Genomic DNA, 26,616 nt, shown 5'->3' with positions numbered 1-26,616 from the left:
CGGTCATTCTTCCCCTCCTGCCCGGAGCACGGTGGCCGGTGACCGGCGTCGCGCACCCGCGAGTGCGATGAGTGTTGCCGCCGCGGTGACGACGGCGAAGCCGACCGCCGCTCCGGCGATGAGCACGGGATCGATCACCACGGCCGGCCGCACCGGCCCTCCGGTGAAGCCGGTGAGGTCGATCGGAGTCAGCACCACCGCCGGCAGAGCGAGGCCGACCAGGATGCCCGCGATCAGCCCGACCGCGAGCACCGGTCCGAGCTCCCAGCCGAGCAGGCCGGCGGTCTGCCTGCCGGTGAAGCCGATGGTGCGCAGCGTGGCGACCAGCCTGGTCCTGGATGCGGTGTTCATCACCAGGGTCAGCAGCAGCGCGCCGATGCACATCAGGGCGGAGAGCGCGATCGAGACCAGCGCGACCGTCTCGAGCCCGGAGACGAGCGGCGCCTTGCGCAGCACGGACTGCTGCTCGACCGCATCCCCGATGACCGACCCTGGGCCGGCGACGGCGGCGAGGGCGCCGTGCACCGCCGAGGCGTCCGCACCGGGGCGGAGCGCGACGAGCACCGTCGACGGCCGCTGCGTCAGCGTGATCGCGGACGGCAGGCCGGTCTTGTCGATGATCGTCCACTCCGCATCCCGGATGTAGACGCCCGGTGTGAACGAGAACGCCGTGACGCCCAGGTGCACCGTCGTGTCCGTGTACAGGATGGCGCTCGTCACCGGGATCTTCGGGCTCCAGCCGCCGATCACCGCCGCCGTGCGCCCGGGGACGCTCGTCCGCAGCGCCGTGGAGACGCGCGCGCTCTCCGGCACGTTGCCCTCGACGGCCGCCAGCTCTTTCGGGTCGACGAGGTAGCCGCTCAGGTCGCCGCCCTGCGTGCCCGCCCGCACGTCGAGGCCGCCCGCCGAGTAGACGATGGCGGAGTGGGCGACGCCGGGCACCGAGCGCAGGCGGTCGAGCTGGTCGTCGGTGAAGGCCACAGGAGTGGACACGCTGAGGTCCGCACCGACCGCCGCGTGCGCCCCTCCCTCGATCCCGGCGCGCTCCGTGCTCAGCACGGCGGCGGAGAAGACGGTGATGCTCACGCCGGTCACCAGTGCGAACACCGGCCACAGGCCGCCGGCGCGCGACCGGACGGCGGTCGTCGAGCCGATCGCCGCGACGGCTCCCCTGCGCTTGCGTAGCAGGGCGGCCAGCCAGCCGAGCGGAAGCGGGTAGAGCCGCAGCACGAGCACGCAGGCGGCCAAAGCGATCAGGATGGGCGTGACGGCGAGGAGCGGGTCGATGCCGAGCCCGGCATCCTGCGATGGAGCAGCCGTGCCGCGCTGGAACAGCGTCACGACGCCCGCCACCGCCAGCCCGACCGCGAGCACTTCGAGCACCCAGCCCCAGCGCCGCCGCGCCGATCGCTCGCCGCGGAGGTCGTCGCGCGGGCCGAGCGCCCCGGCCGCCACCGCCAGGATGAGCGGGGGCGCGACCGCGCAGCACACGGCCAGAGCCACGGAGAGTCCTGCCGGCCCGCCGCGCGGCGTCAGCAGCAGTGCGGCCACGAGCCCGAGCGCAGCCGCGGGGATCGACACGGCGGCCCCCTCCGCCGCCAGCCCCCAGCGCAGCCGGGACGGGGATGCGCCCCGGGCTGCCATCAGCGCGAGCGCGTCCCTGCGCCTCCCGAGCACGAGCCGCACGCCGAGGACGAGCACGGCCAGCGCGACGCCGAGGGGTCCTGCGGCGAGGATGGCGAACAGGGTCGCCGCCGGCTGCGCCCTCACCGTGTACTCGGCGAGCGAGCGGTCGAGCTGGGTGCTGAACCGGAGCGCCGTCGGCACGCCGCCGATGGTGGCGGTGGGCGTGGTGGCGAGGAACCGGCCGAGGGCGCCGCTGACCGCATCCAGCCCGTCGACGCTGAAGGCCGATGGCTCGACGGGGAACCAGCCCTCTGTGACCGTGCCGGGAAGGGAACGCGCAACGGTCGGCCAGGAGTCTGCGGCCACCCAGACGACGCCGCTGTACTTCTTGCCGGCGTCGCCCAGGTCGGCGAAGCTGCCGGACGCCCGGACGGTGTCGAGATTCCAGAAGTCGGCTGCGGGGTCGCGCGGGGTGACGGTGCCGACCAGGGTCAGGCGCGATTCGCCGAGGATCCGGGTCTGGCCGATGGTCCAGCCGACGAGCTTCGCCGTCGCGGTGGTCATCACCACCTGCGCGTTGACAGGAGGGCCCGTCTCCGTGACGACGATCCCCGTCTGCTGGGCGGCCGGGTCCGGCACCGGTTGCATGGGCGCGGTGGACAGGGTGGCGACCGTCGCCTTGTCCGGCCAGGCGCCGGCATCCAGGGTCGCGACGCTGCGCAGCTGCTGGTATGCCTCGACGGTCGCGAAGTAGTGGCCGTCGGAGGAGGCTCCGGCCGGCGGGGTGGTCGGCAGCTCCTCGGACGCCGCCGAGTACTGGCCCTTCTCCGTCACCTGGCGCAGCGGGGCCGTCATGCCCCTGCGCACGGCGTCGAGTGCTCCCGGCATGGCCTTCCAGGCCGCTCCCGGATCGTCGACGATGATGCCGCCCGGCTGGCCCATGCCCGACTTGACGACTGTCACCAGGTCGCGGTTGACCGGCTGCGCCTGGTCGAGCCCGTACTGCAGGTCGCTGGTGAGGAGGGTGTTCGCGAAGCGCGGCCAGGCGGTCAGCGCCGTGGTCGCGACGAGCACGACGACGCCGAGCATGATCAGCCCGCCCCGGAAGGCGGAGGCGGCACGCACCGCCAGGCCCACGCTGCCGAGGGAGGAAGTCATCGCGTCTCCTCCCGGTACGTCGTGTCCAGTACCTGCCTGCGCACCGCTCGGCCGTATGCCCACAGCACCGCCGCGACCGCGGCGCCGAGCAGCACGAGCGCGCCGAGAAGCGCGGGAAGGTCGACGGCTCCGCGCACCGACAGGGTGGGCGGGGCGGTGACGACGGAGAGCCTGGCGAGCGCGTTCCCGGCGAGCAGGAACACCGCGACGCCGCCCGCCAGCCCGAACACGGCTGCGGCCGCCACGATCCCGGCCAGCTCGATCCGGCGGCTGCGCGCCTGCTGGCGCGAGCTCATCCCGACCGCGCGCAGCACGGCGACCTCGGCGCGGCGACCGCGGAGCAGCGCGGCGATGGTGGCGCCGATGGCCACGATGGCCAGCAGCGCGCATCCGGCCGTCCCGAGCCAGAGGCTCACGATGGCGCTCGACATGAACCGGGAGACGAAGTCGCCGGAGGCGTCGGCCACGACGGCGTCCGGACCCGCCAAGCGCTGGGCGGCGGCGGCCACGGCGTCCGGGGAGTCCGTGGCCAGCCAGACCGTGCCGAGTCGTGGAGGAGCAGGCTGGGCGCGGAGGGCGGCGTCGCTGAGCGCGCGCTGGTCGACAAGCACCGCCACCGGATCGCTCGTGCCGGGGACGGCCGCGACGACGGCGGCGATCGTGCCCCGCGCAGACACCCAGGCCGCGTCGAGGTCGATCGTGTCGCCGACGGCGAGCGAATCCTGCTGGGCGGCGCTGGCCGTGACCGCGACCGGCAGCTTCCCTGTCGTCGGCGGCATGACGCGCACCAGGCCGTCCGCGCCGCGCACACCGTCTGCGCGCTTCCAGGAGGCGATGTCGATGGTGTCCGAGCCGGCAGCGACCGAGCGGATGCGCGGTGTTGCGGTCGCCGCGCCCGTCGAACCGGCAGCACCCTGGGCCGCGGCGGGTCGCGCGTCCACCGCTGCGAGCGTCCAGCGTCCGCCGTCCGGCACGGTGGCGCTGAACCGGCCGGATGCGCCGGGCGCGGCGACGAGCGGCGCGAGCGCTCCCCGTGCATCCACCACCCAGAACGTGACAGCGGCGGTGGATGCGGTCTGTGCGGTGAGCGTCTTCGCCCCCGCCGGGAGCTCCGGCCCTGCAAGGCGGGTCGCGTCGGTCAGCTTCCTGCTCACGTCACCCGTGTCGAGCATGTACCCGCCGACCCTGGTCAGCTGCGGCAGCCGTCCGGCATCGAGCGCGACCAGCGTGACGGTGCCCTGACCGAGTCCAGCGTCGGTGACCAGACCCGGCGACGCGGCCGTCACGGCCGGGATGCCCGCCAGCGCGTCCACGTCCGGCAGGTCTTCCGGACCGCGGACGACACCGGCGAGACCGGAGTCGATGCGCACGTCGGCGCCGGTGACGAGCCTGGATGAGTCGCGGAGGAACCCGGACCAGGTGCCGACGTATCCCGCGGAGAACGTGGCAGCGCCGACCGTCAGCACGATGAGCGCGACCGGGGCGGCGAACAGCGCGAGCCCCCGCCCCACCTGCCGGGCAGGCAGCACGCCGGAGAGGCCGCGGCCGCGCGCGGCGACGCCCTCGACGGCCGCGGCCGACGGACCGAACAGCACCAGACCGAGCACCGCGATCGCGCACAGCACGGCGGCGGGAGCGATGACGCCGATCGGGTCCACCCGGCCGTCCGCAGACACCGGGGAGCCGAACGCCACGAACCGCCACAGCGTGAGTCCGGCGGCGGCGAACGCGAGCACGCCGACCCCGATGGATGCTGTCGTCCTCGCCCGTCCTGCCTCCACGGCTCCCGGCGTCCCGCTCGCCGCGCGCGCGGACGCCGCGGTCACCACGGCCGAGCAGGCGACGGCCGCCGCGAGCACCAGCAGCGGAGGCGCGACCAGTTCGAGCACCCCGCCGACGCCGCCGACCGCGCCTCCGACCATCCCGAGCAGCGCGGCCTGCGCCGCCGCGAAGCCGAGCACAGCGCCCAGGAGTCCCACCAGTACGGCCTCGACAGAGCCCGCACCGACGAGCTCGCCGACGGTCGCACCCCGCGCCCGCAGCACGCGCGTCTCGGCCAGTCGCGACCGAGCGAGCAACTGGGCGAGCAGGAGGAGCGCGACGACGGAGCACACCGCCAGCACGGACAGCGGAACGGGGACGACCGCGGCGAGCGCCCCCACCGACTGCCGCATCGCCGTCACGGTGGCGAGCGCGTCGCCCTGTGTGGAGAAGGGAGAGGAGGATGCCGTCGAGTTCTCGGTGAGCGCATCCGTGACCGTGCGGAAACCGGACTGCAGGCGCGGGAGCTGCGCGGCGGTCGTGGCGCGCGCATCCGGGGCCACCACCCACTGCACGGACTCGGAATCGGACAGGGTGCGGAGGGCGTCGGGGGTGAGGATGGCCCGGCCGTCCGTGCCGCCCGACCCCGGGGTGAGGCCGAGCCACGCCGGCGCGGAGGGAGAGACGGGGCGCCAGACGCCGGAGACGGTGAAGGTGCGCGTGCTGGTGTCGCCCGTGGTGCTGAGCGTCGACCCCGTGTGGACGCCGATGGTCTTCGCCAGCTCGGCGTCGACGGCGATCTGCTTCGCCCCGGTCGGCCAGGCGCCGGCGGTGAGCCTGGCTCGTGCGAGGAGGTCGTCGTCTGCGGCGAGCGCGAGCATCGATCTGTCGCCGGTGAGCGGCACGGCGGCCACGTACGCTGAGCGGTCGACCGTGACCGATGCACCGGAGAAGTGCGTGGCGACGATGGACCGCACGGTCGCATCCTGCTCGTCGGCGTCGGAGCTCAGCGTCCCCTGCTCCGCCTGCGCCACCGACCCGGCCGGACCGGACTCGATGCTCTGCCGCACCGCGACCGTCGGCGACCGCACGGCCAGACCGACCATCGTGCTCGCCAGCAGGGTGACCACCAGCACGGTGAGGGCGGTGGCGGCCAGCACCCCGGCCTGCGCGCGCGAACGCTGCACCCAGAACGCACGGATGCGTCCCTCACTCCCCCCGGATGCACGCATTGCACAAAACTATCGCGCGGGAACGCAAAAGATCAGCGTCGGCCGCCGTCAGAAGCCGTCGTGTCGGATGCCCCACACGGCCGACCAGGTCTCGCCCGGTTCCAGCCAGCGCAGCCCGCGCCCGGTGTTCAGGGCGTTCGCCGGGGCCGTCATCGGCTCGACCGCGAGAGCGACGTCGCCCGTCGGCTTGGTCGCGAGCGTGCGCGACGTGTAGAGCTGCAGGTAGCCGAACGACGGGTCCGCCCAGAGCACGACCCTGCGTCCGTCCGGCGCGGAGACCGTGTGGGCGACCTCGCCGTCGATCACCGGCAGGTCGGCGAAGCCGTCGTCGAGGTCGAGCTCCCCGACCAGGCGCCCAACGCTCAGGTCGAACGGTGTGCCGGCCACCGGCGACTCCCCCACCAGGTTGAGTCGGTCGTCCACGTCGAGGTGCGTGCGCGCGCCGACGGTCAGCGTGAGCTCGGCGGTCGGCACGTCGCCGATCCGAAGATACGGATGCGCGCCGATCGCCACGGGGGCACGCCCGCTCCCGAGGTTCTCGATGGTGTGCGTGACGGTGAGGCCGCCCGGCCCGACCTCGTGCCGCACGGTCGTGGCGAGCTGGAACGGGTAGCCCAGCTCCGGGAAGATCGTGGCCGACTGGGTGACCGACGACGCCGTGCGCTCGACCAGGTCGTACGGCCGGTAGCGCAGCAGCCCGTGGATGGCGTTCCCGCGCGCCGGCTCCGTCACGGCGAGCCGCTGCGTCTTGCCGTCGAACTCCCAGGCCGCATCCTTCACCCGGTTGGGCCACGGCACCAGCACGATCCCGCATCCGGACGGCGGTGTCGCATCCACCGGGAACGGCTCGGTCAGGTCGGCGCCGCCGAGGCGCAGCGTCCGGAGCCCTGCCGTCACCTGCGTGACGGAGGCGGTGAGGTCGCCGGAGACGATGTCGTACTGGGTTCCTGTCGGCGGGTGCATACGGTCAGCGTATTGTCACGCCACCACCACCGCGAGCCCCGCCGCCCGCAGGGCTGCGACCTCCGCCTCCGGAGCGCTCTCGCCGGTGATCAGTTCACTCACCTCATCCAGCCCGGCGATGCGGCCGAGGTGGGTGCGGCCGAGCTTCGAGCCGTCCGCGACGACGACCGCCCGGCCTGCCGCTCCGACCATCACGCGTTTCAGGTCGGCCTCCGGCAGGTTGACGTTGGTGATGCCGCCCTGGGGATGCACGCCCGTGCAGCCGATGAAGGCCAGGTCGGCGTGCATCCGGTCGAGGAGGGTGGAGGCGAGCGGTTCGACCAGGGAGTGCTGCAACGGCCGCAGCGTCCCTCCGGTGACGACCACCTGGAAGCGCGGGATGGCGCTCTCCAGCGAGAGCGCGATGGTGAGTCCGTTGGTGATGACCGTCACGTCGTCGAGGTCGTCGCGCGCGGCGAGGGCTGCGGCGATGGCCGCGGTGGTCGTCCCGACGTCGAGGAGGACGCTGCTGCCGGAGACCACCATCGCCGCGGCTGCTGCGGCGATGCGGCGCTTCTCGTCCGCCGAGGTCTCGAGGGCCTCCTCGAAGCTGGCCTCGCGCATCCCCGGCGTGCGGAGGACGGCGCCCCCGTGCACGCGCCGGATGCTCTGCTGCTCGTCGAGCTGATCGAGGTCGCTGCGCACGGTGACGTCGGAGACCTGGAACGCTTCGCTCAGGTCGCCGACGCGGACGAAGCCGGTCCGCCCGATGAGTTCGAGCATCCGTTCGCGGCGGAGGGCGGCGGGCAGCGGTTCGGCCATGCTGCTATCGTCCGGTGGTTGCGTTTACTTGTCAATACGAAAGCGACTGACTAGATTTGCTTTCGAAACCGAAAGGGACGCTTCGTGCCAGCAATCACCAAACAGGTCCACCGTCTCGCCGACGGCCGCGAACTCATCTACTACGACGACGCGGACACGACACTCTCCCCCGAACGCGGCCCCGACCTACGCGAGCCGACCCCCAGACCGGCCACCGCGACCATGCGTCAGGACCCGCTCACCGGCGAGTGGATCTCGATCGCGGCCGCGCGTCAGAACCGCGTCTTCCTCCCCCCGGCCGAGCTCGACCCGCTCGCCCCCGCCACCCCCACCAACCTCTCCGAGGTGCCGAGCAACTACGACGTCGCCGTCTTCGAGAACAAGTCGCCGTCGTTCGGCCCGCTGCTCGAAGACGAGAACGCGCCGGAGGGCCTCGACGACCTGTCCGCGATCGGCCTCGGCCGCACCCGCACCTCCGTCGGTCGCTGCGAGGTCGTCTGCTTCAGCCCGTCCTCCACCGGATCCTTCGGCAGCCTCACCCCGTCGCGCGCCCGCACGGTCATCGAGGCGTGGGCCGACCGCACCGCCGCGCTGTCCGCCCTGCCCGGCGTGCGCCAGGTGTTCCCGTTCGAGAACCGCGGGGAGGCGATCGGCGTCACCCTGCACCACCCGCACGGGCAGATCTACTCGTACCCGTACATCACGCCGCGCACCACGGCGCTCATCCGGTCACTGGACGCATACGGGCCCACCCTGTTCGCCGACATACTGGAACGCGAGCGCGCCTCCGAGCGCGTCATCCTGTCCGGGAAGCACTGGACGGCGTTTGTGCCGTTCGCCGCCCGCTGGCCCATCGAGATCCACGTGCTGCCGCACCGCCACGTCGCCGACTTCACCGAGACGTCCGCGGACGAGCGCGACGAGCTCGCCACCCTCTACCTGCGCGTCCTGCGGGGTGTGGATGCGCTCTACGACAGCCCGACGCCGTACATCGCGGCGTGGCACCAGGCGCCCGTCGGGGTGCGGCGCGACGAGATCCGGCTGATGCTGCAGATCACCTCGCCGAGGAGAGCCGCGGATAAGCTGAAGTTCCTCGCGGGATCTGAGTCGGCGATGGGTGCCTGGATCGGCGACATCCCGCCGGAGCAGGCAGCCGAACGACTCCGGGATGCCGTCGCCCGCGCCGACAGGGACGATCCCGCCGGCGAGCTGCCCGCGGGAATCACCGGACTCACCCCCAGAAAGGCCGACCGATGACCGACCTCCGCCAGGACACCCGCGACAGCTTCGCCGAGATCTTCGGCAGGGATGCCGACGGCGTCTGGTCCGCCCCCGGCCGCGTCAACCTGATCGGCGAGCACACCGACTACAACGAGGGCTTCGTGCTTCCGCTGGCGATCAACCGCCGCACCGTCGCCGCCCTCGGGCTCCGCGACGACCGCACCGTGCGGGTGGGCAGCTCGTTCGCCGACGAACTGGTCGAGATCGACCTCGCCGACCTCGGTCCGGAGGTGCTCTCCGGCTGGTCGGCGTACCCGCTCGGCGTCGCCTGGGCGCTCGGCGAGTTCGGCGCGGACCTGGATGCCGTCCCCGGCTTCGACGTGCTCATCGACTCGAACGTTCCCGTCGGCGCCGGACTCTCGTCGTCCGCGGCCATCGAGAGTGCGGTCGCCGTGGCCCTCAACGAGGTCTGGCAGCTCGGCCTGGACAGGCAGACGCTGGCGAAGGTCGGCCAGCGGGCGGAGAACGTCGCCGTCGGTGCGCCGACCGGGATCATGGACCAGTCTGCCTCCCTGCTCGGCGAACGCGACTCCGTCGTCTTCCTCGACTGCCGCACGCTGGACGCGCAGGTCGTGCCGCTCGGTCTCGAGGCCGCCGGGATGGAGATGTTGATCATCGACACGGGCGTCGAGCACTCGCACGCCACCGGCGGGTACGCCGACCGCCGCGCATCCTGTGAGGCGGGGGCCGCAGCGCTCGGCGTCGAATCGCTGCGCGACGTGAGCGTGGCCGACCTCGACCGCGCCCGCGAACTCCTCGACGACGTGACCTTCCGCCGCGTCCGCCACGTCGTGACGGAGGACCAGCGCGTCCTCGACACCGTGCGCACGCTGCGCGAGCACGGTCCTGCCGCCATCGGCGAACTCCTCGACGCCTCGCACCGGTCCATGCGCGACGACTTCGAGATCTCGGTGCCAGAGCTCGACCTCGCCGTGGAGACCGCGCAGGCCAACGGCGCCATCGGCGCGCGCATGACCGGCGGCGGCTTCGGCGGCTCCGCCATCGCGCTCGTCCCGTCCGACGCGATGAGCCGCGTGCTCGTCGCCCTCGACGGCGCATTCGCCGAGCACGGATTCGGGCAGCCCGATCTGTTCACCGTCAGCGCATCGGAGGGCGCGAAGCGCGAGAATTGACGGTATGACCGCTGCCGACGTCACCTGGCTCGACCCCGACACCGTCCAGCTCCGCCAACCGAAGGCCTCCCACTGGGAGGCGCCGTTCCTGTTCCTCCTCTTCGGCCGCGACCGGGCGATCCTCTTCGACACCGGAGCGACCGGCGACGAGCGCGTCTTCGCGCTGCGCGGAGCCGTCGACGGCGCGATCGAGACCTGGCTGCGCAAGCATCCAGCCCGGTTCGCCCGGCCGTACGAACTGGTGGTGGCGCACACCCACGCGCACGGCGACCACATCGCGGGCGACGCCCTCCTCGCCCCACGGCCGGGGACGACCGTGGTCGGCACCACCCCCGCCGAGGTGATCGCCTTCTTCGGCTTCCCGTCCTGGCCGGATGCCGTCGTCCCGTTCGACCTCGGCGGCCGCGTCATCGACGTGATCGGCGCACCCGGCCACGAGCCGTCCGCGGTGGTCTATTACGACAGGGCGACGCGCATCCTGTTCACGGGGGACACGGTCTGCCCGGGCAATCTCTACGTGCGCGACCGCGCGCAGTTCGTGCAGACCATCGACAGGCTCATCCGGTTCCGGGATGCGACGAAGCCGCGCATCAAGACGGTGCTCGGCGCCCACGTGGAGATGTCCACCACCCCGGGCGTCGACTACCCGCCCGGCACCGTCGACCAGCCGGACGAGGCGCCGCTCGCGCTTCCGCCGAGCATCCTGGACGAGGTGCGGGCAGCCCTCGACGTGACCGGGAAGCACGGCGCGCCGAAGAAACGCGTGGTGCGCGACCGCTTCATCCTGGTCGACGACCAGCGCTGACCCCGCCGACCCGGCTGGCTCCGCTGGTTATGCTGACGGCATGACTCGAATCACCCTCGCCGACGGCTCGGCCCCCGAGGTCCACGACACCGCTTTCGTCGCCCACGGCGCCGTGCTCGCCGGGCGGGTGCACCTCGCCGCGGACTCCAGCGTCTGGTACAACGCCGTGCTGCGGGCCGAGGCGGAGGACATCCGGATCGGCGAGCGCAGCAACCTGCAGGACAACGTCTCCTGCCACGTCGACGCCGGTTTCCCGCTCACCGTCGGCACCGACGTGTCCGTCGGCCACAACGCCGTGCTGCACGGCTGCACCATCGAGGACGGCGTGCTGGTCGGGATGCACGCCACCGTGCTCAACGGAGCCGTCGTCGGCGCCGGCTCCCTCCTGGCCGCCGGCACGTTGGTCCTGGAGGGAGCCGTCATCCCGCCCGGCTCCCTCGTCGCCGGCCTTCCCGGGAAGGTCCGCCGCCCCCTCACCGACGACGAGCGCGCGGGTCTCGTCCGCAACGCCGAGGGCTACCTCGCCCACGTCGCCGCCCACAAATGATCGAGCCGGGACTTCTGTACGCGACACGCCGCGGCGGCCGTACAGAAGTCCCGGCTCGATGGGGCTCAGCGGGACCAGCAGTTCGGCTACTCCGCGACCGGGCCGGGAGTTCCGCCGGTGATACGCACCAGTTCCTCGAACGTGGTCGAGAACACCGTGTGCGCGTGACCGGCGGCGGCCCACACCTCCGGGTATCCGGCGAGCGCCACATCCACCACCGTGCGCAGCGGAGCCGGGTGCCCGACCGGCGCGACACCGCCGATGGTCTGGCCGGTCGCGGCCTTCACCGTGTCGGCGTCGGCACGCCGGATGCGCCCGCCGAGCCGCTCCCCCAGGAACGCGGTGTCGACCCGGTGCGCGCCCGAGGTCATCACGAGCAGCGGCTCGTCGTCGATGGTGAAGACCAGCGAGTTGGCGATGGCGCCGACCTCGACGCCCAGCTCGGCCGCAGCGGAGACCGCCGTGGGCGTCGCGGACTCGAACCAGCGCACGCGCGGCTCGACACCGGCCGCGAGCAGGGCAGCCTCGACCGCTTCGACGGCCGGATGCGTCCTGTCGCTCATCGCAGGGAGCGCTCCGCCGACTCCACCACGTTCTGCAGCAGCAGAGCCCGCGTCATCGGGCCGACGCCTCCGGGGTTCGGGGACACCCAGGCGGCGACCTCCGCCACCTCGGGCGCCACATCCCCGGCCACGCGGCTCTTGCCGGTCTCCGGGTCGTCGATGCGGCTCACGCCGACATCCAGGACGATCGCGCCCGGCTTCACGTTGTCCGCGGTGACCAGGCCGGCCACGCCTGCGGCGGCGACGATCACGTCTGCGCGCTTGAGGTGCGCATCCAGGTCGACCGTTCCGGTGTGGGTGAGCGTGACGGTGGCGTTGATCTCGCGGCGGGTCAGCAGCGAGCCGATCGCGCGACCGACGGTCACGCCGCGACCGACGACGACCACATCCTTGCCCGCCAGCTCGATGCCGTGACGCAGCATCAGCTCGATGACGCCGCGGGGCGTGCACGGCAGAGGCGTGGTGATCGGGCGGTTGACGTTGAGGACGAGCCTGCCGAGGTTGGTCGGGTGCAGCCCGTCGGCGTCCTTCGCCGGGTCGACCAGTTCGAGGATCGCGTCGGTGTCGATGTGCGGCGGCAGAGGGAGCTGCACGATGAAGCCGGTGCAGTCCGGGTCGCTATTGAGGTCCTCGATCACGGCCTCGAGCTCGGCCTGCGAGATGTCGGCGGGCAGATCGCGGCGGATGGACGAGATGCCCACCTCCGCGCAGTCGCGGTGCTTACCGGCGACGTACCACTGCGATCCGGGGTCGTCGCCGACCAGGATCGTGCCGAGCCCGGGCACGACGCCCTGCTCGCGCAGCACACTGACGCGCTCCTTCAGCTCCGCCTTGATCGCGGCCGCTGTCTTCTTTCCGTCCAGAATCTGTGCGCTCATCCGCGCTCCTAACGTTGTGACGCCGTCGAGCCGGGACCTGTGCACGCCCGCCGACGGCGTGCCGCGTGCAGAGGTCCCGATTCGACTGCTGCGGGAGGTGGGCTGGTGCTAGATGGAGGAGGGGAGCTCGACCGGGAACGCGTCCTGGCCGGACGGGGTCAGGCCGGGGTAGAGCGGGAACGCGGCGGTGAGCGCGTCGACACGGCTGCGGAGGGATGCGGTGTCCGCGCCGGGCTGGAGCGCTGCTGCGATGATCTCGGCCACCTCGGTGAACTGCACGTCGCCGAAGCCGCGGGTCGCGAGCGCCGGGGTGCCGATGCGGAGACCGGAGGTCACCATCGGCGGGCGCGGGTCGAACGGGACGGCGTTGCGGTTGACCGTGATGCCGACCTCGTGCAGCACGTCCTCCGCCTGCTGGCCGTCGAGCTGCGAGTTGCGCAGGTCGGCGAGCACGAGGTGCACGTCGGTGCCTCCGGTGAGCACATCCACGCCACCGGCGCGGGAGTCCTCCGCCGTCAGGCGGTCGGCCAGGATCTGCGCGCCGCGGACGGTGCGCTCCTGGCGGTCGCGGAACTCGTCGGTCGCCGCGAGCTTGAACGCGGTGGCCTTGGCGGCGATCACGTGCATCAGCGGGCCGCCCTGCTGGCCGGGGAAGACGTTGGAGTTGAGCTTCTTGGCGAGCTCCATGTCGCGGGAGACGATGAATCCCGAGCGCGGGCCGCCGATGGTCTTGTGCACGGTCGACGACACGACATCGGCGAACGGGACGGGCGACGGGTGGATGCCCGCGGCGACGAGACCGGCGAAGTGCGCCATGTCCACCCAGAGCTTCGCGCCGACCTCGTCGGCGATCGCGCGGAACGCGGCGAAGTCGAGGTGACGCGGGTATGCGGACCAGCCGGCGATGATGACCTGCGGCTTGTGCTCGAGCGCCTTGTCGCGCACGACGTTCATGTCGACGAGGAAGGTCTCCGGGTCGACGCCGTAGGAGACGGCGTTGTAGAGCTTGCCGGAGAAGTTGAGCTTCATGCCGTGGGTCAGGTGACCGCCGTGGGCGAGCTCCAGACCGAGGATGGTGTCGCCCGGCGTCGCGATGGCGGACAGCACGGCCGCGTTGGCGCTCGCGCCGGAGTGCGGCTGGACGTTGGCGTACTCGGCCTTGAACAGGCTCTTCGCGCGGTCGATCGCGAGCTGCTCGGCGATGTCGACGTACTCGCAGCCGCCGTAGTACCGGCGGCCGGGGTAGCCCTCGGCGTACTTGTTGGTGAGCACCGAGCCGACGGATTCGAGCACCGCGCGCGGCACGAAGTTCTCGGACGCGATCATCTCGAGGTAGTCGCGCTGGCGGCCGAGCTCGAGCGCCAGAACTTCTGCGATCTCCGGGTCGACCTCCGCGAGCGGGGCCGTGAACGTGGATGGGAGTGTGTCAGTCAAAACCGGCTCCTTATAAATGCAACTCAGCAGTGAACGCAGACGGGTGGGATGTTCCCGTATCGACCCAGGCGCGCGGCCGATCCGCCCGTTTCGCTGGGCATTCGTCGCTCCCCAATGGTGACCATTTGAGCGCCAGTCGCGACGCGAGCAAGCATAGCAAAGGGCGGCTGGGAGGCGAACCCTTGCCGTTTGTTAGGAGGGCTGCAATACTCGCAGGTGGCCGACCGGAGGGGCGGGCAACGACGGCCGTCAGCACACCAAGCACCCAACGCATGCTCAGTTGAAGGAGAACGCGTGGTCATCCCCCGCCCGGCGATGCTCGAGTCCGTCGATTCCGCGCCGTTCACCCTCGCACCGGATGCGCGGATCAGCGTCGCAGGCCCTGGAGCCTCCTCCGTCGCCGAGTTGCTCCGCGCTGAGCTCGCCTCCGACTGCAGCCGCAGCCTCACCGTCGTGCACGAGCCTCCGGCGTTCGGCGACATCGCCATCGTCATCGCGGACGACGAGGCTCCGGACGGCCATGACGCGGAGGGCTATACGCTCGAGGTCGCCGCGGAGGGCGTCCGCATCGGAGCGGCGACCACCGCCGGCGCGTTCTGGGGCGTCCAGACCCTGCGGCAGCTGGTCCCCGCCGAATGCGGGTCCGACCCGCTCACCATCGGCGCCGTCCGCATCGTCGACCACCCCCGGTATGCGTACCGCGGTGCGATGCTCGACGTCGCGAGGCACTTCTTCTCCCCGGATGCGGTCAAGCGCTTCATCGACGCGATCGTGCTCCTCAAGGTCAACCACCTGCACCTGCACCTGACCGACGACCAGGGCTGGCGCATCCACATCGACAGCTGGCCGAACCTCACGGCGCACGGCGGGTCGACCGGGAGCGACGGCAGCGAGGGCGGCTTCTACACGCAGGACGAGTTCCGCGATCTGGTGGCGTACGCGGCGGAGCGGCACGTCACAGTGGTCCCCGAACTGGACATGCCCGGCCACACCAACGCGGCACTCGCCTCGTATCCGGAGCTGAACGCCAACGGCGTCTCCCCCGCCCTGTACACCGGGTCGAAGGTCGGCTTCAGCACCCTCCTCTCCGGCGACGAGACGACGGCGCGCTTCGTCGACGACGTCGTGCGCGAGGTCGCTGCGTTGACGCCGGGGCCGTACCTGCACATCGGCGGAGACGAGTGCCAGAGCACCGACCCCGCCGATTTCCTCCGCTTCATCGCCGACGCAGCCGCGACGGTCGCCCGCCACGGCAAGATCCCGGCCGGCTGGCACGAGATGGGGAAGAGCGGCGACCTGCCGGATGGCACGGTCGGCCAGTACTGGGACTTCCTCACCCCGCGCGGCAGCGCTGCCGACGAGACCCTGTCGTTCGTGCGGCAGGGCGGCTCCGTCATCATGTCCCCCGCCGACGTCGCATACCTCGACATCGTCTACGAGGAGGGCGACCGCCTCGGCCAGGACTGGGCGGACGGCCCCACCACGCTGCGCCAGTCGTACGAGTGGGACCCGGCGCGGGTGGTCCCCGGGCTCACCGAGGCGCACATCCTGGGCGTGGAGGCTCCGCTCTGGACGGAGACGGTGGCGACCGTTTCCGACATCGAGGAGATGGTGTTCCCCCGCCTCGCCGCCGTGGCGGAGATCGGCTGGTCGCCTGCGCCGTCCGACACGGATGCGGTGGAGACGGCCCGCGACTTCGACGACTTCGCCGAGCGCGTCGCCGACCTCGCGGAGCACTGGGAGGCGGCGGGTACCAACTTCCGCCGTGTGCCCGAGGTGCGCTGGCGGGAACGCGTCAGCTCCTGACCTCGATCAGGGGTAGCCGAGGAACCAGAGCAGCAGCAGGGCGACAGGCTGCAGGGCGATCCCGCAGATCAGCACGATCATCCTGACCCGTTTATTGGCGGCGAGGGCCGGCGCACCGGCGAGCGGCGCCAGCGGCATCAGCAGCCGGAACAGGCTCTGCTGCGGCAGGAACACCGCGAACAGGTAGAGCCCGTAGCTTGCCGCGAACGCCACCACCTCCGTGCCGAGCGCGCGGACGCTCGGCCTGCTGAGCAGCCAGGCGAAACCGCCGATCGCGGCCACCACCAGGAGTGCCCCGATCACGTTCGCGTACTTCCAGGTGAACAGGAACCACGGCGTCAGCGGCACGAAGGCGACCCGCCCGATGAAGCCGGTCCACCACGACAGCTCCGTCTCGACGTACGCGTCCGCGTATCCGGTGACGACGGATGCGATCAGCGGCCACGCGAGCCCGGCCACCGCCGTCACTCCCCCCGCCACGATCATCGCGATGCGCTCCCGCCAGCCGAACGCCTCCTGTCCGCGCCGGGAGACGACCAGACGCACCAGGAACACGATCCCGAGCGTGAGCGGCAGCGCCAGCTCCCCCGGTTTGGTGAACGCGGCCGCCACCCCGAACGGGATGACCAGCCAGTACCGCCTCGCCATCATCGCCCACAGCGCCGCGAACATCAGGAAGAAGAACAGGCTCTCCGCGTACGCGATCTGCAGCACGAACGAGAGCGGCCCGAAACAGAACAGCACGGCAGCCCAGAGGGCGTTCGACGCGCCGACCCTGGATGCGACCAGCCGGTACAGCACGAGCGTCGCCGCAGCGCCGAACACCGTGGCGACGATGACGGCGGCCGGGTAGAACCCGAGCCCGGTGACGAACATGAGCCCGCGCGCGATGGCGGGGAACAGCGGCAGGAACGCCCACGAGTTCTGCTGCACGTGCCCGCTGTCGTCGGTCGGAAGCGTCGTCGGGTACCCGCCTTCGGCGATCTTCCGGTAATAGGACGCATCCCACGACCCGGAGAACGTCCAGAAGCTGGGCTCCGTGCGCGAACTCGCGAAATGCCACTCACCGACCGTCGCCGCGACGTACAGGGTCACCATCAGCGTCGTGGTGAACACCCGGGATGCGACGAACACGGCCAGGATGACCACCCACCAGCGATACTCGCGCCCGGCCACGCGAATCCGCGACGGCGATGCGGTACCCCTCTCGGCGAGCACGCCGAGCCGCTCTCTCACGCTCATAGTCCCAGTCTGCCGACCCCGGTCTGTGTGTTCGCCGCGATCGTACTCTCCGCGCGGCGTGCGCGCACTTGGGGTACATCCTCACACCCCAGGTGGGAGGCGCCCGCATCGCGCCACACGCGCGGGCACCCCCACCGGTCTACTTCACGCTGCCCTGCGTGAGTCCGCCCACGAGTCGTTTCTCGATGAGCATGAACAGCACCACCACCGGGATGACCGCCACGATCGACACCGCGAAGACGTACTGCCAGGCGGCGTCGTACTGGCCGACGAATTTGGTGAGGGCCACAGAGAGCGGCTGGTTGGCGTCCGTCGACAGGATGACCAGGCTCGCTGCGAACTCGTTCCAGGATGCGACGAACGTGTAGATGATGGCCGTCACGATGCCGGGCCAGACCAGGGGCAGCTGCACCCGGAAGAGCACGGTCCATTTGCCTGCGCCGTCGAGCTGGGCGGCCTCGTCCACTTCTTTGGGCACTCCCGCGAAGAAGTTGTGCATGATCCAGATCGCGAACGCCAGGTTGAAGGCCGCGTTGACGAGGATCATCGCCAGCCAGGTGTCGTTGATGCCGAGGGCGACCATCTCTTTGAAGAGGCCTGTCGCGAGCACCGTCGGCTGCAGCATCTGGGTGACGATCACGAGGAAGAGGAACACCCCGCGCCCCGGGAACCGGAACCGCGCCGTGTAATAGGCCGCCGGCACGCAGACCAGCAGCACGAGTGCCGTCGCGAACACCGAGATCACGATGGTCGAGATGAGGTTCTCGGGCAGCGGCGTCTCCGGAGTCGACCACATCGTGAGGTAGTTCTCCGGATGCCAGGTGGTCGGCAGGTAGGTCGGAGGCACCGTCAGGATGTTGTTGCGGCTCTTGAACGAGCCGACCAGCATGATCAGGTACGGCGCGATGAAGACCAGCGCGATCACGAGACCGGCGACCATCCGGCCGGCGACTCTGCCGGTGAACCGGTTCTCGGCGGGACGGCGGCGGCGCGGCGGCGGCGTCACCGGGGCGGTGATGCTGGGGGCCTGGACGCTCACGAGACCTCCTTCATGGGTTTGACGATCCACAGGTAGAGCGCGACGACCACGAGCACGATCAGGAAGTTGATCACGCTGAGCGCGCTCGACAGGTCGATCCTCTGCTCGTTCTGCAGCAGCTTGAACATGTACGTCGTCGTGGTGTCCGCCTTGTAGCCGGGGATCGCCCCTGTCATCAGTTTCAGGATGGGCAGGTTGTTGAAGACGTTGATGATGTTGATGAGGCTGGCGAGGGCGATGGCGTTGCGGAGGTTCGGGAGCGTGACGCCGAAGTATGTCCGAGCAGCGCCGGCGCCGTCCATCTTCGCCGCCTCGAGCATGTCGCCCGGGATGCCCGCGAGACCCGCGAGCAGCGTGTACGTGGTGAACGGCAGGGAGACGAACACCGCGATCGCGATAGAAGAGAGGAACGCCGGCACCGGCTCCTTGGTGAAGCCGAACGGCTCGGCGAGCAGGTGCACATCCACCAGGAACTTGTTGATGATGCCGTAGAACGGGTCGAGGCCGTAGACGAAGACGGTCGTGGTCATCACAACGCTGGCCGCCCACGGGATGAGGATGGCCATCCGCACCCACTGCCTGCCGGGGAAGTTCTTGTTCAGGAACTGCGAGAGCGCGAGCGAGATCACGACGGTCAGCACCACCACGGACGCGACCCAGAGCAGCGTGTTGAACAGGATGCCAGGCAGCTCGGGCCGGTTGAGCACCGTGAGGTAGTTCTGGAAGCCGACGGAGCCGTGGTCGACTCCGGCGACCGAGATCTTCCTGGTGGAGTTGAAGATCATGTAGCCGGCGGGGAACAGCACCACGCCGAAGATCAGGATGAGGGCGGGCAGCGTCCAGGGGACCGCGTTCGCCAGGTCACGGGCGCCCGTGCCCTGCGGTTTCTGCGACGCCCCGCGACGGGGACGGCCGGTGGCCGCCCCCGTCTCGGTCGTTTCGATGGTGTGACTCATGCCGCGCTGACTACTGCCCGTCGGCCTTCGCCTGGATCGACTTCAGCAGGTCTGCCGGGTTGGCACCCTGACCGAGCTGACCGATCTGGCTCTGGATCGCCCCCTGCGCTGCTGCCCAGTTGGGGTTGGTGGACGGGTAGAACTTGGCGTTCGGCAGCAGGTCGAGGAACGGCTTGATGGTCTCGTCGGAGGCCATCGCGTCCGCGCCGGACTTGGTGGTGGGCAGGAAGCCCTCCGCGCCGACCCACTTGGTGTAGACGTCCGCCGAGTAGAAGTAGTCGAGGAACTTCTTGATCGAGGCCGTCTTGTCCGTCTTGCCCTTGAAGGCCATCAGGTGGTCTGCGACGCCGAGCGTGAACGCTGAGCCGTCCTTGGTGGGGATGGGCGCGATGCCGTACTTGAGGCTCGGGTTCTTGTCCTTGATCTGGCCGACGATCGGCGGGAGGCCGATCTGCATCCCGATCTGGCCCTGGATGAAGACGTTCATCAGCGGGGTGCGGTTGGTCGAACCGGGGTTCGCCTCCGTCACGCCGGAGTTGATGATCTTCTGCATCTCGGTGGCGCCGTCGACGTTCTCCGAACTGTCGATGGTCAGCTTCTTCGCGTCGCCGTACCCTCCGCCTGCTCCGTAGAACCAGATGGCGGTCTCGGCCTGGGCTTCCTCGCTGCCGAGGGGCATCCCGTATCCGGTGACGCCCGCCGCCTTGAGCTTGCCGGCGTCCGTCTCGAACTCCGCCCAGGTCTTGGGCGGGTCGGTGATGCCCGCCTTGGCGAACAGGTCCTTGTTGTAGAACAGCGCGCGGGCGGAGGCGATGAACGGCAGGCCGTACTGGGTGCCGTCGATCGACGCGTTCTTGGCGAACGCCGACTGGAAGTCGTCGAGCGTCTTCGACGAGACGATGTCCTTGGCCGGGTAGAGCAGGTCGTCCGCCGCGAAACCGGCGAAGGCGTCGATGTTCAGGATGTCCGGCTGCTTGCCGGCCTGGATGCGCGTCTTGATGACGTTGTTGATGTCCGTCCACGACTCGACGTCGAGGTTGACGGTGATGCCGCTGTTCTTCGCCTCGAAGTCTTTGATGATCTGCTGCCACTCGGCCTTGGTGTTGTCCGAATAGCTCGCGACCATGAGGTCCAGGCTTTGCGCACCGCTGGACGATCCGCCGCCGGAGCCGCCGCCGAATCCACAGGATGCGAGTGTCATGGTCGCCGCTGTCGCCATCGCGACGGCTGCGCCCCACCGCAGGGATTTCTTCATGGACTTCCTCACTCTCGAAGGGAACGAACCGTCAGATGCAAGGTACGAAGTGCTGCGCGACGGTGCGTCAGTATTGATCCTTTGTGATTTGTTCCTGCACGAAACAATCACATGTATTCACTGGATGCTCGAATCATTGCGCCTACTGGGGCGCTCGTCAAGGAATTCCGCCCAGATCGTTACACGGCGTTAATTCCGTCGCAACAGATCCGGCAAAAGGCGCCAATGAGCGATTGAAGATGATCACTAGACAGACTTATCGCTCATAAGCGATCATTGTCCTGGAAGTGGTTGGCGACAGACAGGAGACGTAGTAGTGACGCAAGCATCCACGCTCGGTGCCGACATGGAGGCCGAACTCCGTTCGCAGCCGGAGACCTGGGCGCGCGCGGCCGATCTGCGTGCAGAGCAGTCGCTCCTGCCGTCGACCGGACAGCGCATCGCCGTCGTCGGCTGCGGCACCTCCTGGTTCATGGCGCAGTCGTACGCCGCCCTCCGGGAGACCGCCGGGCTGGGCGTCACCGACGCGTTCGCCGCCTCTGAGGCCTTCGTCGACCGTGAGTACGACGCGGTCGTCGCGCTCACCAGGTCGGGGACGACGACCGAGGTGCTCGAACTGCTCGACCAGCTCCGCGCATCCGGGAGCACAGCCAGGACCGTCGGCGTCGTCGGCGACCCGAACACGCCGCTCGTCGACCTGGTCGACGACGTCGTCGCTCTGCCGTTCGCCGACGAGAAGTCCGTGGTGCAGACGCGCTTCGCCACCACCTCCCTCGCGCTGATCCGCGCGTCGCTTGGCGAGAACATCGACGCCGCGATCCGGGATGCGCAGACGGCGGTCGACGAGGAGCTCGACGACACCCTGATCTCCGCCGACCAGTACTCCTTCCTCGGCGCCAACTGGACCGTCGGCCTCGCCCACGAGGCCGCGCTGAAGATGCGCGAGGCCTCGCAGTCCTGGACGGAGTCGTACCCGGCCAAGGAATACCGCCACGGACCGATCGCGATCGCAGCTCCCGGCCGCGTCACCTGGATGTTCGGCTCCGCGCCGTCCGGGCTCGCCGCCGATGTCGCGGTGACGGGCGCGCACTTCGAGAACAGCGACCTCGACGGCATGGCCGACCTGATCCGCGCCCAGCGGGTCGCGCTCGCCCGAGCCCGCCGCTTCGAGCTCGATCCCGACCACCCCCGCAACCTGACCCGCTCCGTCATCCTCGCGCCGTGACAGAGCACGCCACCTCCCCGTCCCGGTCGGCTCCGCTCGGCGCCGGCCACGCCGTGCTCGCCTTCGACGTCGGGGGCACGGACATGAAGGCCGCGCTGATCGACGCGGACGGCAGGATCGTCGCGCTCGAACGCCGGGCGACACCGCACGACGGCGACCAGACGGCCGAGGCCGTCGTCTCCGCCGTCGCCGAGCTGTCCTCGCGGTTCAGGGCCGAGCATCCGGAGGTCCGTCCGCTCGCCATCGGGCTGCTCGTGCCCGGCCACGTCGACGACGAGGCCGGCATCGGCGTCTTCTCGGAGAATCTGCGCTGGCACGACTTCCCGTTCCGCGCCCGCGTCGAGGAGACCGTCGGACTGCCGGTCACGTTCAGCCACGACGTGCGAGGTGCGGGAGAGGCCGAGCACAGGATCGGAGCTGCTGCGCCGTACCGCGACGTGGTCGTGATGGCCATCGGCACAGGGATCGCCGGCGCGATCTTCGTGGACGGCCGCCTGCACACGGGCGGCGGCATGGCGGGCGAGATGGGCCACTCCCGCGTCGCTGACGGTCCGGAGTGCGCCTGCGGCGGTCGCGGCTGCCTGGAGGCCATCGCCTCCGCGGCGGCCATCGCCCGCCGGTACACCGCGCTCTCCGGCGTCGCCGTCCCCGGCGCCAAGGAGGTGCTCGAGTTCGCTGCGGCCGGCGACGCCGTGGCGCAGTCCGTCTGGGACTCTGCACTGGATGCGCTCGCCCTCGACCTCTCGCACACCGTCGCGCTGCTCGCGCCGGAGGCCATCGTCATCGGCGGGGGTCTCGCCCAGGCCGGCCCCGCCCTGTTCGAGCCGCTGGCCGCGCGGCTGGATGCGATCCTCACCTTCCAGCGACGTCCCGTGCTGCTCCCGGCGAGCATCGGCGAGAACGCCGGGGTGATCGGAGCCGCCCTGCGCGCCCGCGACCTGCTCGACGCCGCGACGCCCGCCGAGCAGCAAGCTGAGGAGCAGACAGCATGATCCTGACCGTCACCCCCAACCCGGCCGTCGACCTCACATACGCGGTCGACGAGCTCGACGTGGGCGAGAGCCATCGCGTCGCCGCCCCTGCGGCGCGCGCGGGAGGCAAGGGCATCAACGTGGCCCGCGTGATCGCGCAGACCGGCGGGAGCGCGTTCGCGCTGACCACCGCCGGTGGGGTCGCCGGGCTGCGCCTGGCCGACGACCTCGGCGCGAGCGGGGTTCCGCACGAGGTCGTCCCGGTCGCCGCGCAGACCCGCAGCAGCGTCGCCATCGTCGACAGAGGCAGCGGGCTCACCACCATCTTCAACGAGACCGGCGACCAGCTCTCCTCCGCGGAATGGTCCGCGCTGTGGGATGCGGTCACCCGGCTGTCCGTGCCGGCCACCTGCATCGTCGGCTCGGGCAGTCTCCCGCCCGGAGCGCCGGAGGACTTCTACGCGGAGCTGGTCGCGCTCGCGGCGGCCAGGGGCATCCCGAGCATCGTGGATGCGACGGGTCCGGGCCTCCTGCGCGCCGCGGAAGCCGGCGCCTCCGTCCTCAAACCGAACCGCAGAGAGCTGGCGGAGAGCACGGGAGAGAGCGACCCCGTCGCCGGTGCGCGCATCCTCCTCGACCGCGGCGCCGGTCTGCTGCTCGTCTCGCTCGGGGCCGACGGGATGCTCGCGATCGGCCCGTCCTCCTCCCCCGTCCGCGCCCGGCTGGCCGAGCCGCTGCACGGCAACGCCACCGGGGCAGGGGACGCCGGGGTCGCAGCGGTCGCCGCCTGCCTGGCGGCGGGCGTCACCGATCCCGAGCGCATCCTGCGCAGGGCGACGGCCTGGTCGGCCGCCGCCGTGCTCGCCCCGCTGGCCGGGGAGCTCGACCCGTCGTACCCCGAGATCGAGACCCGCCTGATCGTCACCGGCTGAACCGCCGCCGGTCCCTGACACCGTCCATCCCGCACCATCCGTCCCAGTAAGGAAGCCATGCCGCTCGTCTCCACCGCCGACCTGATGCACTCCGCCGCCTCCCGGCAGACCGGGATCGGCGCCTTCAACGTCATCCATCTGGAGACGGCGGAAGCCCTCGTCGCCGCCGCAGAGGAGACGCAGCTGCCCGTCATCCTGCAGATCTCGCAGAACTGCGTCACCTACCACGGCGGCCTCGAGCCGATCGCCCGCGCGACCATCGCCGTCGCGGCGGCGTCACAGGCCCACGTCGCCGTCCACCTCGACCACGCGGAGGACGAGGAGCTGACCCGCCAGGCGATCGACCTCGGCTTCGGCTCGGTGATGTTCGACGGTGCGAAGCTCGACTACGACCGCAACGTGGAGGCGACCATCCGGGTGGTCGACTACGCACACGCCAACGACGTCTTCGTGGAGGCCGAGCTCGGCGAGATCGGTGGCAAAGACGGCGCACACGCCCCCGGTGTGCGCACCGACCCGGAAGAAGCACGCCGGTTCGTCTCTGAGACGGGCGTCGACGCCCTCGCCGTTGCGGTCGGAAGCTCGCACGCGATGACGGAGCGGACGGCCTCGCTCGACCTCGACCTGATCGGACGGCTGCACGCCGCCGTGCCCGTTCCCCTCGTGTTGCACGGCTCGTCCGGCGTGTCGGATGAGACGATCGTCTCAGCGATCCGCTCCGGCATCACCAAGGTCAACGTCTCCACCCACCTCAACCGCTTCTTCACGGAGGCGGTGCGCGGCTACCTGTCCGCGCATCCCGAGGTGGTGGACTCGCGCAAATACCTGCGCGAAGGACGCACCGCGGTGGCTGGCGAGGCGGCGCGCCTTCTCGCGCTGTTCGCTGTGGAGCAGGCGTCAACCCGAACGGAGACACAACGGCGATGAACAGAGCTGAGCGGCTGAACACCGTGCTCGACCTGCTCGCGGAGACGGGACAGCTCGAGGTCGACGACCTCGTGACGCGTCTCGACATCTCCGCGGCGACGGCCCGTCGCGACCTCGACGCGCTCGCCTCCCAGCAGCTGCTCACCCGCACCCGCGGAGGAGCTGTCGGCCAGTCCGTGGCATACGACCTCCCCATCCGGTACAAGCGCGAGCAGCACGCTCCGGAGAAGCTGCGGATCGCGCAGGCGGCGAGCGCTCTCGTCCCGCGCGGCGCCGTCGTCGGGCTCTGCGGGGGAACGACGAGCACCGCCGTCGCGACCGTGCTCGGCTCCCGGCCCGACCTGATGGAGCCGTCGCCTCACCCCAACCTCACCGTGGTCACCAACGCCATCAACATCGCCGCTCAGCTGGTGATGCGGCCCCAGATCAAGACCGTCGTCACCGGAGGCGTCGTGCACGCCCGCTCCTACGAACTGGTCGGACCGTACAGCGATGTCGTGCTGGAGAAGATCACGATGGACATCGCGTTCATCGGCGTCAACGGCATCGACCCCGCCATCGGCGCGACCGTGCACGACGAAGGCGAGGCGAGCGTGAACTCCCTCATGGCCAGGCGCGCCACCCGCGCCGTGGTGGTCGCGGACTCCAGCAAGATCGGGCGCAAGGCGTTCGCGACGCTCGGAGGACCGAAGGTGCTGAACACGCTCATCACCGACGACGGCATCACGGCGGAGCAGCGTGCCGCCTTCGCCGACGCCGGGTTCGAGGTCATCGTCGCGTAGGCCATCGGTGCTTAGGTTATGGTCGATCAAATGACCGCTCACGTCATCCACTCCGCCCGCCTCGTCAGCGAGGGCCGCATCCTGCACAACGGCTGGGTCCGTTTCGAGGACGAGACCATCGCAGAGGTCGGCACCGGCGACGACTGGCGCATCTCCGTCGCCGGCGACCAGCCGGATGCTGTGACGGACGCCGACGGCGCCTGGGTCACCCCCGGGTTCGTGGACATCCACACCCACGGTGGAGGCGGAGCGTCGTTCGACGACGGCGAGGACGCGATCCGCACCGGGATGGCGCTGCACCAGAAGCACGGGACCACCCGCTTCGTCCTCTCCCTCGTCACAGCGCCCGTCGACGACCTCGCTGTGCGGGTGGCGGGCATCGCGGCGATGATGCAGGACGACCGGCGCATCCTGGGCTCGCACCTCGAAGGACCGTTCCTCGACGTCGGGCACAAGGGCGCCCACGATCCCTCCCTCCTCCGCCAGGCGACGCCGTCCGACATCGAGCTCCTCCTCGGGGCGGCGACCGGGACCCTGCGGCAGATCACCCTGGCCCCGGAACAGCCGGGCGGACTGGATGCTGTTCGCGCCTTCTCCGACGCCGGTGTCGCCGTCGCAGTCGGGCACACCGCGGCGGACTATGCGCAGACGCTCGCGGCGTTCGACGCAGGGGCGAGCATCCTGACGCACGCGTTCAACGGGATGGACGGCATCCACCACCGCGCGCCGGGTCCCGTGGCAGCGGCGACGCACACCGCAGGGGTGACGCTGGAGATCGTGAACGACGGGGTGCACATCCACCCGGAGGTCGTGCGGATGACGTTCGCCTCCGCTCCCGGACGCATGGCGCTGATCACCGACGCGATGGCGGCGGCCGGATCGAGCGACGGTGACTACATCCTCGGCTCGCTGGCCGTGCAGGTGCGCGACGGCGTCGCCCGCCTGGCCGAGGGCGGCTCGATCGCCGGGTCGACCCTCACCCTCGACGACGCGCTGCGCCGGGCGGTCACGGAGGTGGGCATCCCGGTCGAGGATGCGGTGCTCGCGCTCACGGAGACCCCTGCGGCCGCCGTCGGTCGCGGTGGCGATCTCGGCAGGCTCGCGGCCGGATACGCGGCGGACGCCGTGCTCCTCGACGACGACTTCCGCGTGCTGCAGGTGTTCACGGCGGGAGCGCCGCTGCCGCGCTGAGCGCGTGCGGGCGTGCTGCCGCGCTGACTGTGGCGGGGGGGGGGGGGGGGGGGGGGGGGGGGGGGGGGGGGGGGGGGGGGGGGGGGGGGGGGGGGGGGGGGGGGGGGG

The 26,616-nt window shown here is 70.9% G+C and carries 22 protein-coding genes and 1 riboswitch; of the genes, 11 read left to right on the top strand and 11 right to left on the bottom strand.

What is annotated here, in order from left to right; translation table 11 throughout:
* Positions 1 to 3 precede the first annotated feature (3 nt).
* Genes AC1ROC_RS12325 through AC1ROC_RS12310 form a run of 4 tightly spaced genes read right to left on the bottom strand, consistent with a single transcriptional unit; the run spans position 4 to position 7,541 of the window.
* Entirely contained in the window at positions 4 to 2,784 is a 2,781-nt protein-coding gene (locus tag AC1ROC_RS12325) for an FtsX-like permease family protein (protein ID WP_493000452.1), read from the bottom strand.
* On the bottom strand, positions 2,781 to 5,777 hold the full coding sequence (locus tag AC1ROC_RS12320) for an FtsX-like permease family protein (protein WP_493000450.1): 2,997 nt from the start codon (positions 5,775 to 5,777) through the stop codon (positions 2,781 to 2,783). Before AC1ROC_RS12320 ends, AC1ROC_RS12325 begins: the two co-directional genes overlap by 4 nt.
* A gap of 48 nt (positions 5,778 to 5,825) precedes the next feature.
* Complete coding sequence (locus tag AC1ROC_RS12315; protein ID WP_493000448.1) at positions 5,826 to 6,740, bottom strand: aldose 1-epimerase family protein; 915 nt, start codon at positions 6,738 to 6,740, stop codon at positions 5,826 to 5,828.
* A gap of 15 nt (positions 6,741 to 6,755) precedes the next feature.
* Positions 6,756 to 7,541: a DeoR/GlpR family DNA-binding transcription regulator gene (locus AC1ROC_RS12310; protein WP_493000446.1), complete on the bottom strand. Its 786-nt coding sequence runs from the start codon at positions 7,539 to 7,541 to the stop codon at positions 6,756 to 6,758.
* An 84-nt stretch (positions 7,542 to 7,625) separates the two neighbouring features.
* Between AC1ROC_RS12310 and galT the strand changes: the two genes are divergently transcribed.
* From galT to AC1ROC_RS12290, 4 genes are read left to right on the top strand one after another with little or no spacing between them, the layout of a single operon-like run.
* Positions 7,626 to 8,798 (top strand): galactose-1-phosphate uridylyltransferase, encoded by a 1,173-nt coding sequence (galT, locus tag AC1ROC_RS12305; protein WP_493000444.1) that lies wholly within the window; start codon positions 7,626 to 7,628, stop codon positions 8,796 to 8,798.
* Positions 8,795 to 9,955, top strand: coding sequence for a galactokinase (galK, locus tag AC1ROC_RS12300; protein ID WP_493000442.1), 1,161 nt, complete (start codon positions 8,795 to 8,797; stop codon positions 9,953 to 9,955). The genes galT and galK overlap by 4 nt, the downstream gene beginning before the upstream one ends.
* Before the next feature lie 4 nt (positions 9,956 to 9,959).
* Positions 9,960 to 10,760 (top strand): MBL fold metallo-hydrolase, encoded by an 801-nt coding sequence (locus AC1ROC_RS12295; RefSeq protein ID WP_493000440.1) that lies wholly within the window; start codon positions 9,960 to 9,962, stop codon positions 10,758 to 10,760.
* A gap of 40 nt (positions 10,761 to 10,800) precedes the next feature.
* Entirely contained in the window at positions 10,801 to 11,307 is a 507-nt protein-coding gene (locus AC1ROC_RS12290) for a gamma carbonic anhydrase family protein (protein WP_493000438.1), read from the top strand.
* A gap of 86 nt (positions 11,308 to 11,393) precedes the next feature.
* Here the strand turns inward: AC1ROC_RS12290 and AC1ROC_RS12285 are convergent, their stop codons facing one another.
* The 3 genes from AC1ROC_RS12285 to glyA all read right to left on the bottom strand — a co-directional run bounded on the left by AC1ROC_RS12285 (position 11,394) and on the right by glyA (position 14,182).
* Complete coding sequence (locus AC1ROC_RS12285) at positions 11,394 to 11,870, bottom strand: YbaK/EbsC family protein (protein ID WP_168689978.1); 477 nt, start codon at positions 11,868 to 11,870, stop codon at positions 11,394 to 11,396.
* Positions 11,867 to 12,748 (bottom strand): bifunctional methylenetetrahydrofolate dehydrogenase/methenyltetrahydrofolate cyclohydrolase, encoded by an 882-nt coding sequence (locus AC1ROC_RS12280; RefSeq protein WP_085371038.1) that lies wholly within the window; start codon positions 12,746 to 12,748, stop codon positions 11,867 to 11,869. Before AC1ROC_RS12280 ends, AC1ROC_RS12285 begins: the two co-directional genes overlap by 4 nt.
* Positions 12,749 to 12,856: 108 nt before the next feature.
* Entirely contained in the window at positions 12,857 to 14,182 is a 1,326-nt protein-coding gene (gene glyA, locus AC1ROC_RS12275; RefSeq protein WP_085371039.1) for a serine hydroxymethyltransferase, read from the bottom strand.
* A gap of 55 nt (positions 14,183 to 14,237) precedes the next feature.
* Positions 14,238 to 14,332, bottom strand: a riboswitch (ZMP/ZTP riboswitch).
* Between the two features lie 144 nt (positions 14,333 to 14,476).
* Here glyA and AC1ROC_RS12270 point away from each other — a divergent pair.
* The gene (locus AC1ROC_RS12270; RefSeq protein ID WP_493000435.1) at positions 14,477 to 15,988 is read left to right on the top strand and encodes a beta-N-acetylhexosaminidase; all 1,512 of its coding nucleotides are present in this window, start codon (positions 14,477 to 14,479) and stop codon (positions 15,986 to 15,988) included.
* 6 nt (positions 15,989 to 15,994) lie between these two features.
* On the opposite strand, the gene AC1ROC_RS12265 is transcribed toward AC1ROC_RS12270, so the two are convergent.
* The 4 genes from AC1ROC_RS12265 to AC1ROC_RS12250 form a co-directional block, all read right to left on the bottom strand.
* Complete coding sequence (locus tag AC1ROC_RS12265) at positions 15,995 to 17,230, bottom strand: mannosyltransferase family protein (protein ID WP_493000433.1); 1,236 nt, start codon at positions 17,228 to 17,230, stop codon at positions 15,995 to 15,997.
* 139 nt (positions 17,231 to 17,369) lie between these two features.
* Positions 17,370 to 18,269, bottom strand: a complete 900-nt coding sequence (locus tag AC1ROC_RS12260; RefSeq protein WP_493000431.1) for a carbohydrate ABC transporter permease — start codon at positions 18,267 to 18,269, stop codon at positions 17,370 to 17,372.
* Complete coding sequence (locus AC1ROC_RS12255; protein WP_168689982.1) at positions 18,266 to 19,225, bottom strand: carbohydrate ABC transporter permease; 960 nt, start codon at positions 19,223 to 19,225, stop codon at positions 18,266 to 18,268. Before AC1ROC_RS12255 ends, AC1ROC_RS12260 begins: the two co-directional genes overlap by 4 nt.
* Positions 19,226 to 19,235: 10 nt before the next feature.
* Complete coding sequence (locus tag AC1ROC_RS12250) at positions 19,236 to 20,480, bottom strand: extracellular solute-binding protein (protein WP_168689983.1); 1,245 nt, start codon at positions 20,478 to 20,480, stop codon at positions 19,236 to 19,238.
* Between the two features lie 346 nt (positions 20,481 to 20,826).
* Here AC1ROC_RS12250 and AC1ROC_RS12245 point away from each other — a divergent pair, with 346 nt between their 5' ends.
* From AC1ROC_RS12245 to nagA, 6 genes are read left to right on the top strand one after another with little or no spacing between them, the layout of a single operon-like run.
* A complete protein-coding gene (locus AC1ROC_RS12245; RefSeq protein WP_493000837.1) occupies positions 20,827 to 21,705 on the top strand; it encodes an SIS domain-containing protein in 879 nt (292 codons plus the stop codon).
* The gene (locus AC1ROC_RS12240; RefSeq protein WP_256922115.1) at positions 21,702 to 22,697 is read left to right on the top strand and encodes an ROK family protein; all 996 of its coding nucleotides are present in this window, start codon (positions 21,702 to 21,704) and stop codon (positions 22,695 to 22,697) included. The genes AC1ROC_RS12245 and AC1ROC_RS12240 overlap by 4 nt, the downstream gene beginning before the upstream one ends.
* Positions 22,694 to 23,608 (top strand): 1-phosphofructokinase family hexose kinase, encoded by a 915-nt coding sequence (locus AC1ROC_RS12235; protein WP_085371046.1) that lies wholly within the window; start codon positions 22,694 to 22,696, stop codon positions 23,606 to 23,608. Before AC1ROC_RS12240 ends, AC1ROC_RS12235 begins: the two co-directional genes overlap by 4 nt.
* Before the next feature lie 57 nt (positions 23,609 to 23,665).
* Positions 23,666 to 24,535: a class II fructose-bisphosphate aldolase gene (locus AC1ROC_RS12230; protein WP_085371047.1), complete on the top strand. Its 870-nt coding sequence runs from the start codon at positions 23,666 to 23,668 to the stop codon at positions 24,533 to 24,535.
* Positions 24,532 to 25,317: a DeoR/GlpR family DNA-binding transcription regulator gene (locus AC1ROC_RS12225; RefSeq protein ID WP_085371048.1), complete on the top strand. Its 786-nt coding sequence runs from the start codon at positions 24,532 to 24,534 to the stop codon at positions 25,315 to 25,317. The genes AC1ROC_RS12230 and AC1ROC_RS12225 overlap by 4 nt, the downstream gene beginning before the upstream one ends.
* Positions 25,318 to 25,347: 30 nt before the next feature.
* Entirely contained in the window at positions 25,348 to 26,508 is a 1,161-nt protein-coding gene (gene nagA / locus AC1ROC_RS12220) for an N-acetylglucosamine-6-phosphate deacetylase (RefSeq protein WP_085371049.1), read from the top strand.
* Positions 26,509 to 26,616: the final 108 nt, after the last annotated feature.

The sequence above is a fragment of the Leifsonia sp. GW821-FHT13C05 genome (assembly GCF_058806515.1).
The sequence above is the reverse complement of the archived record's forward strand: the minus strand, read 5'-3'. Positions and strand labels throughout refer to the sequence as shown.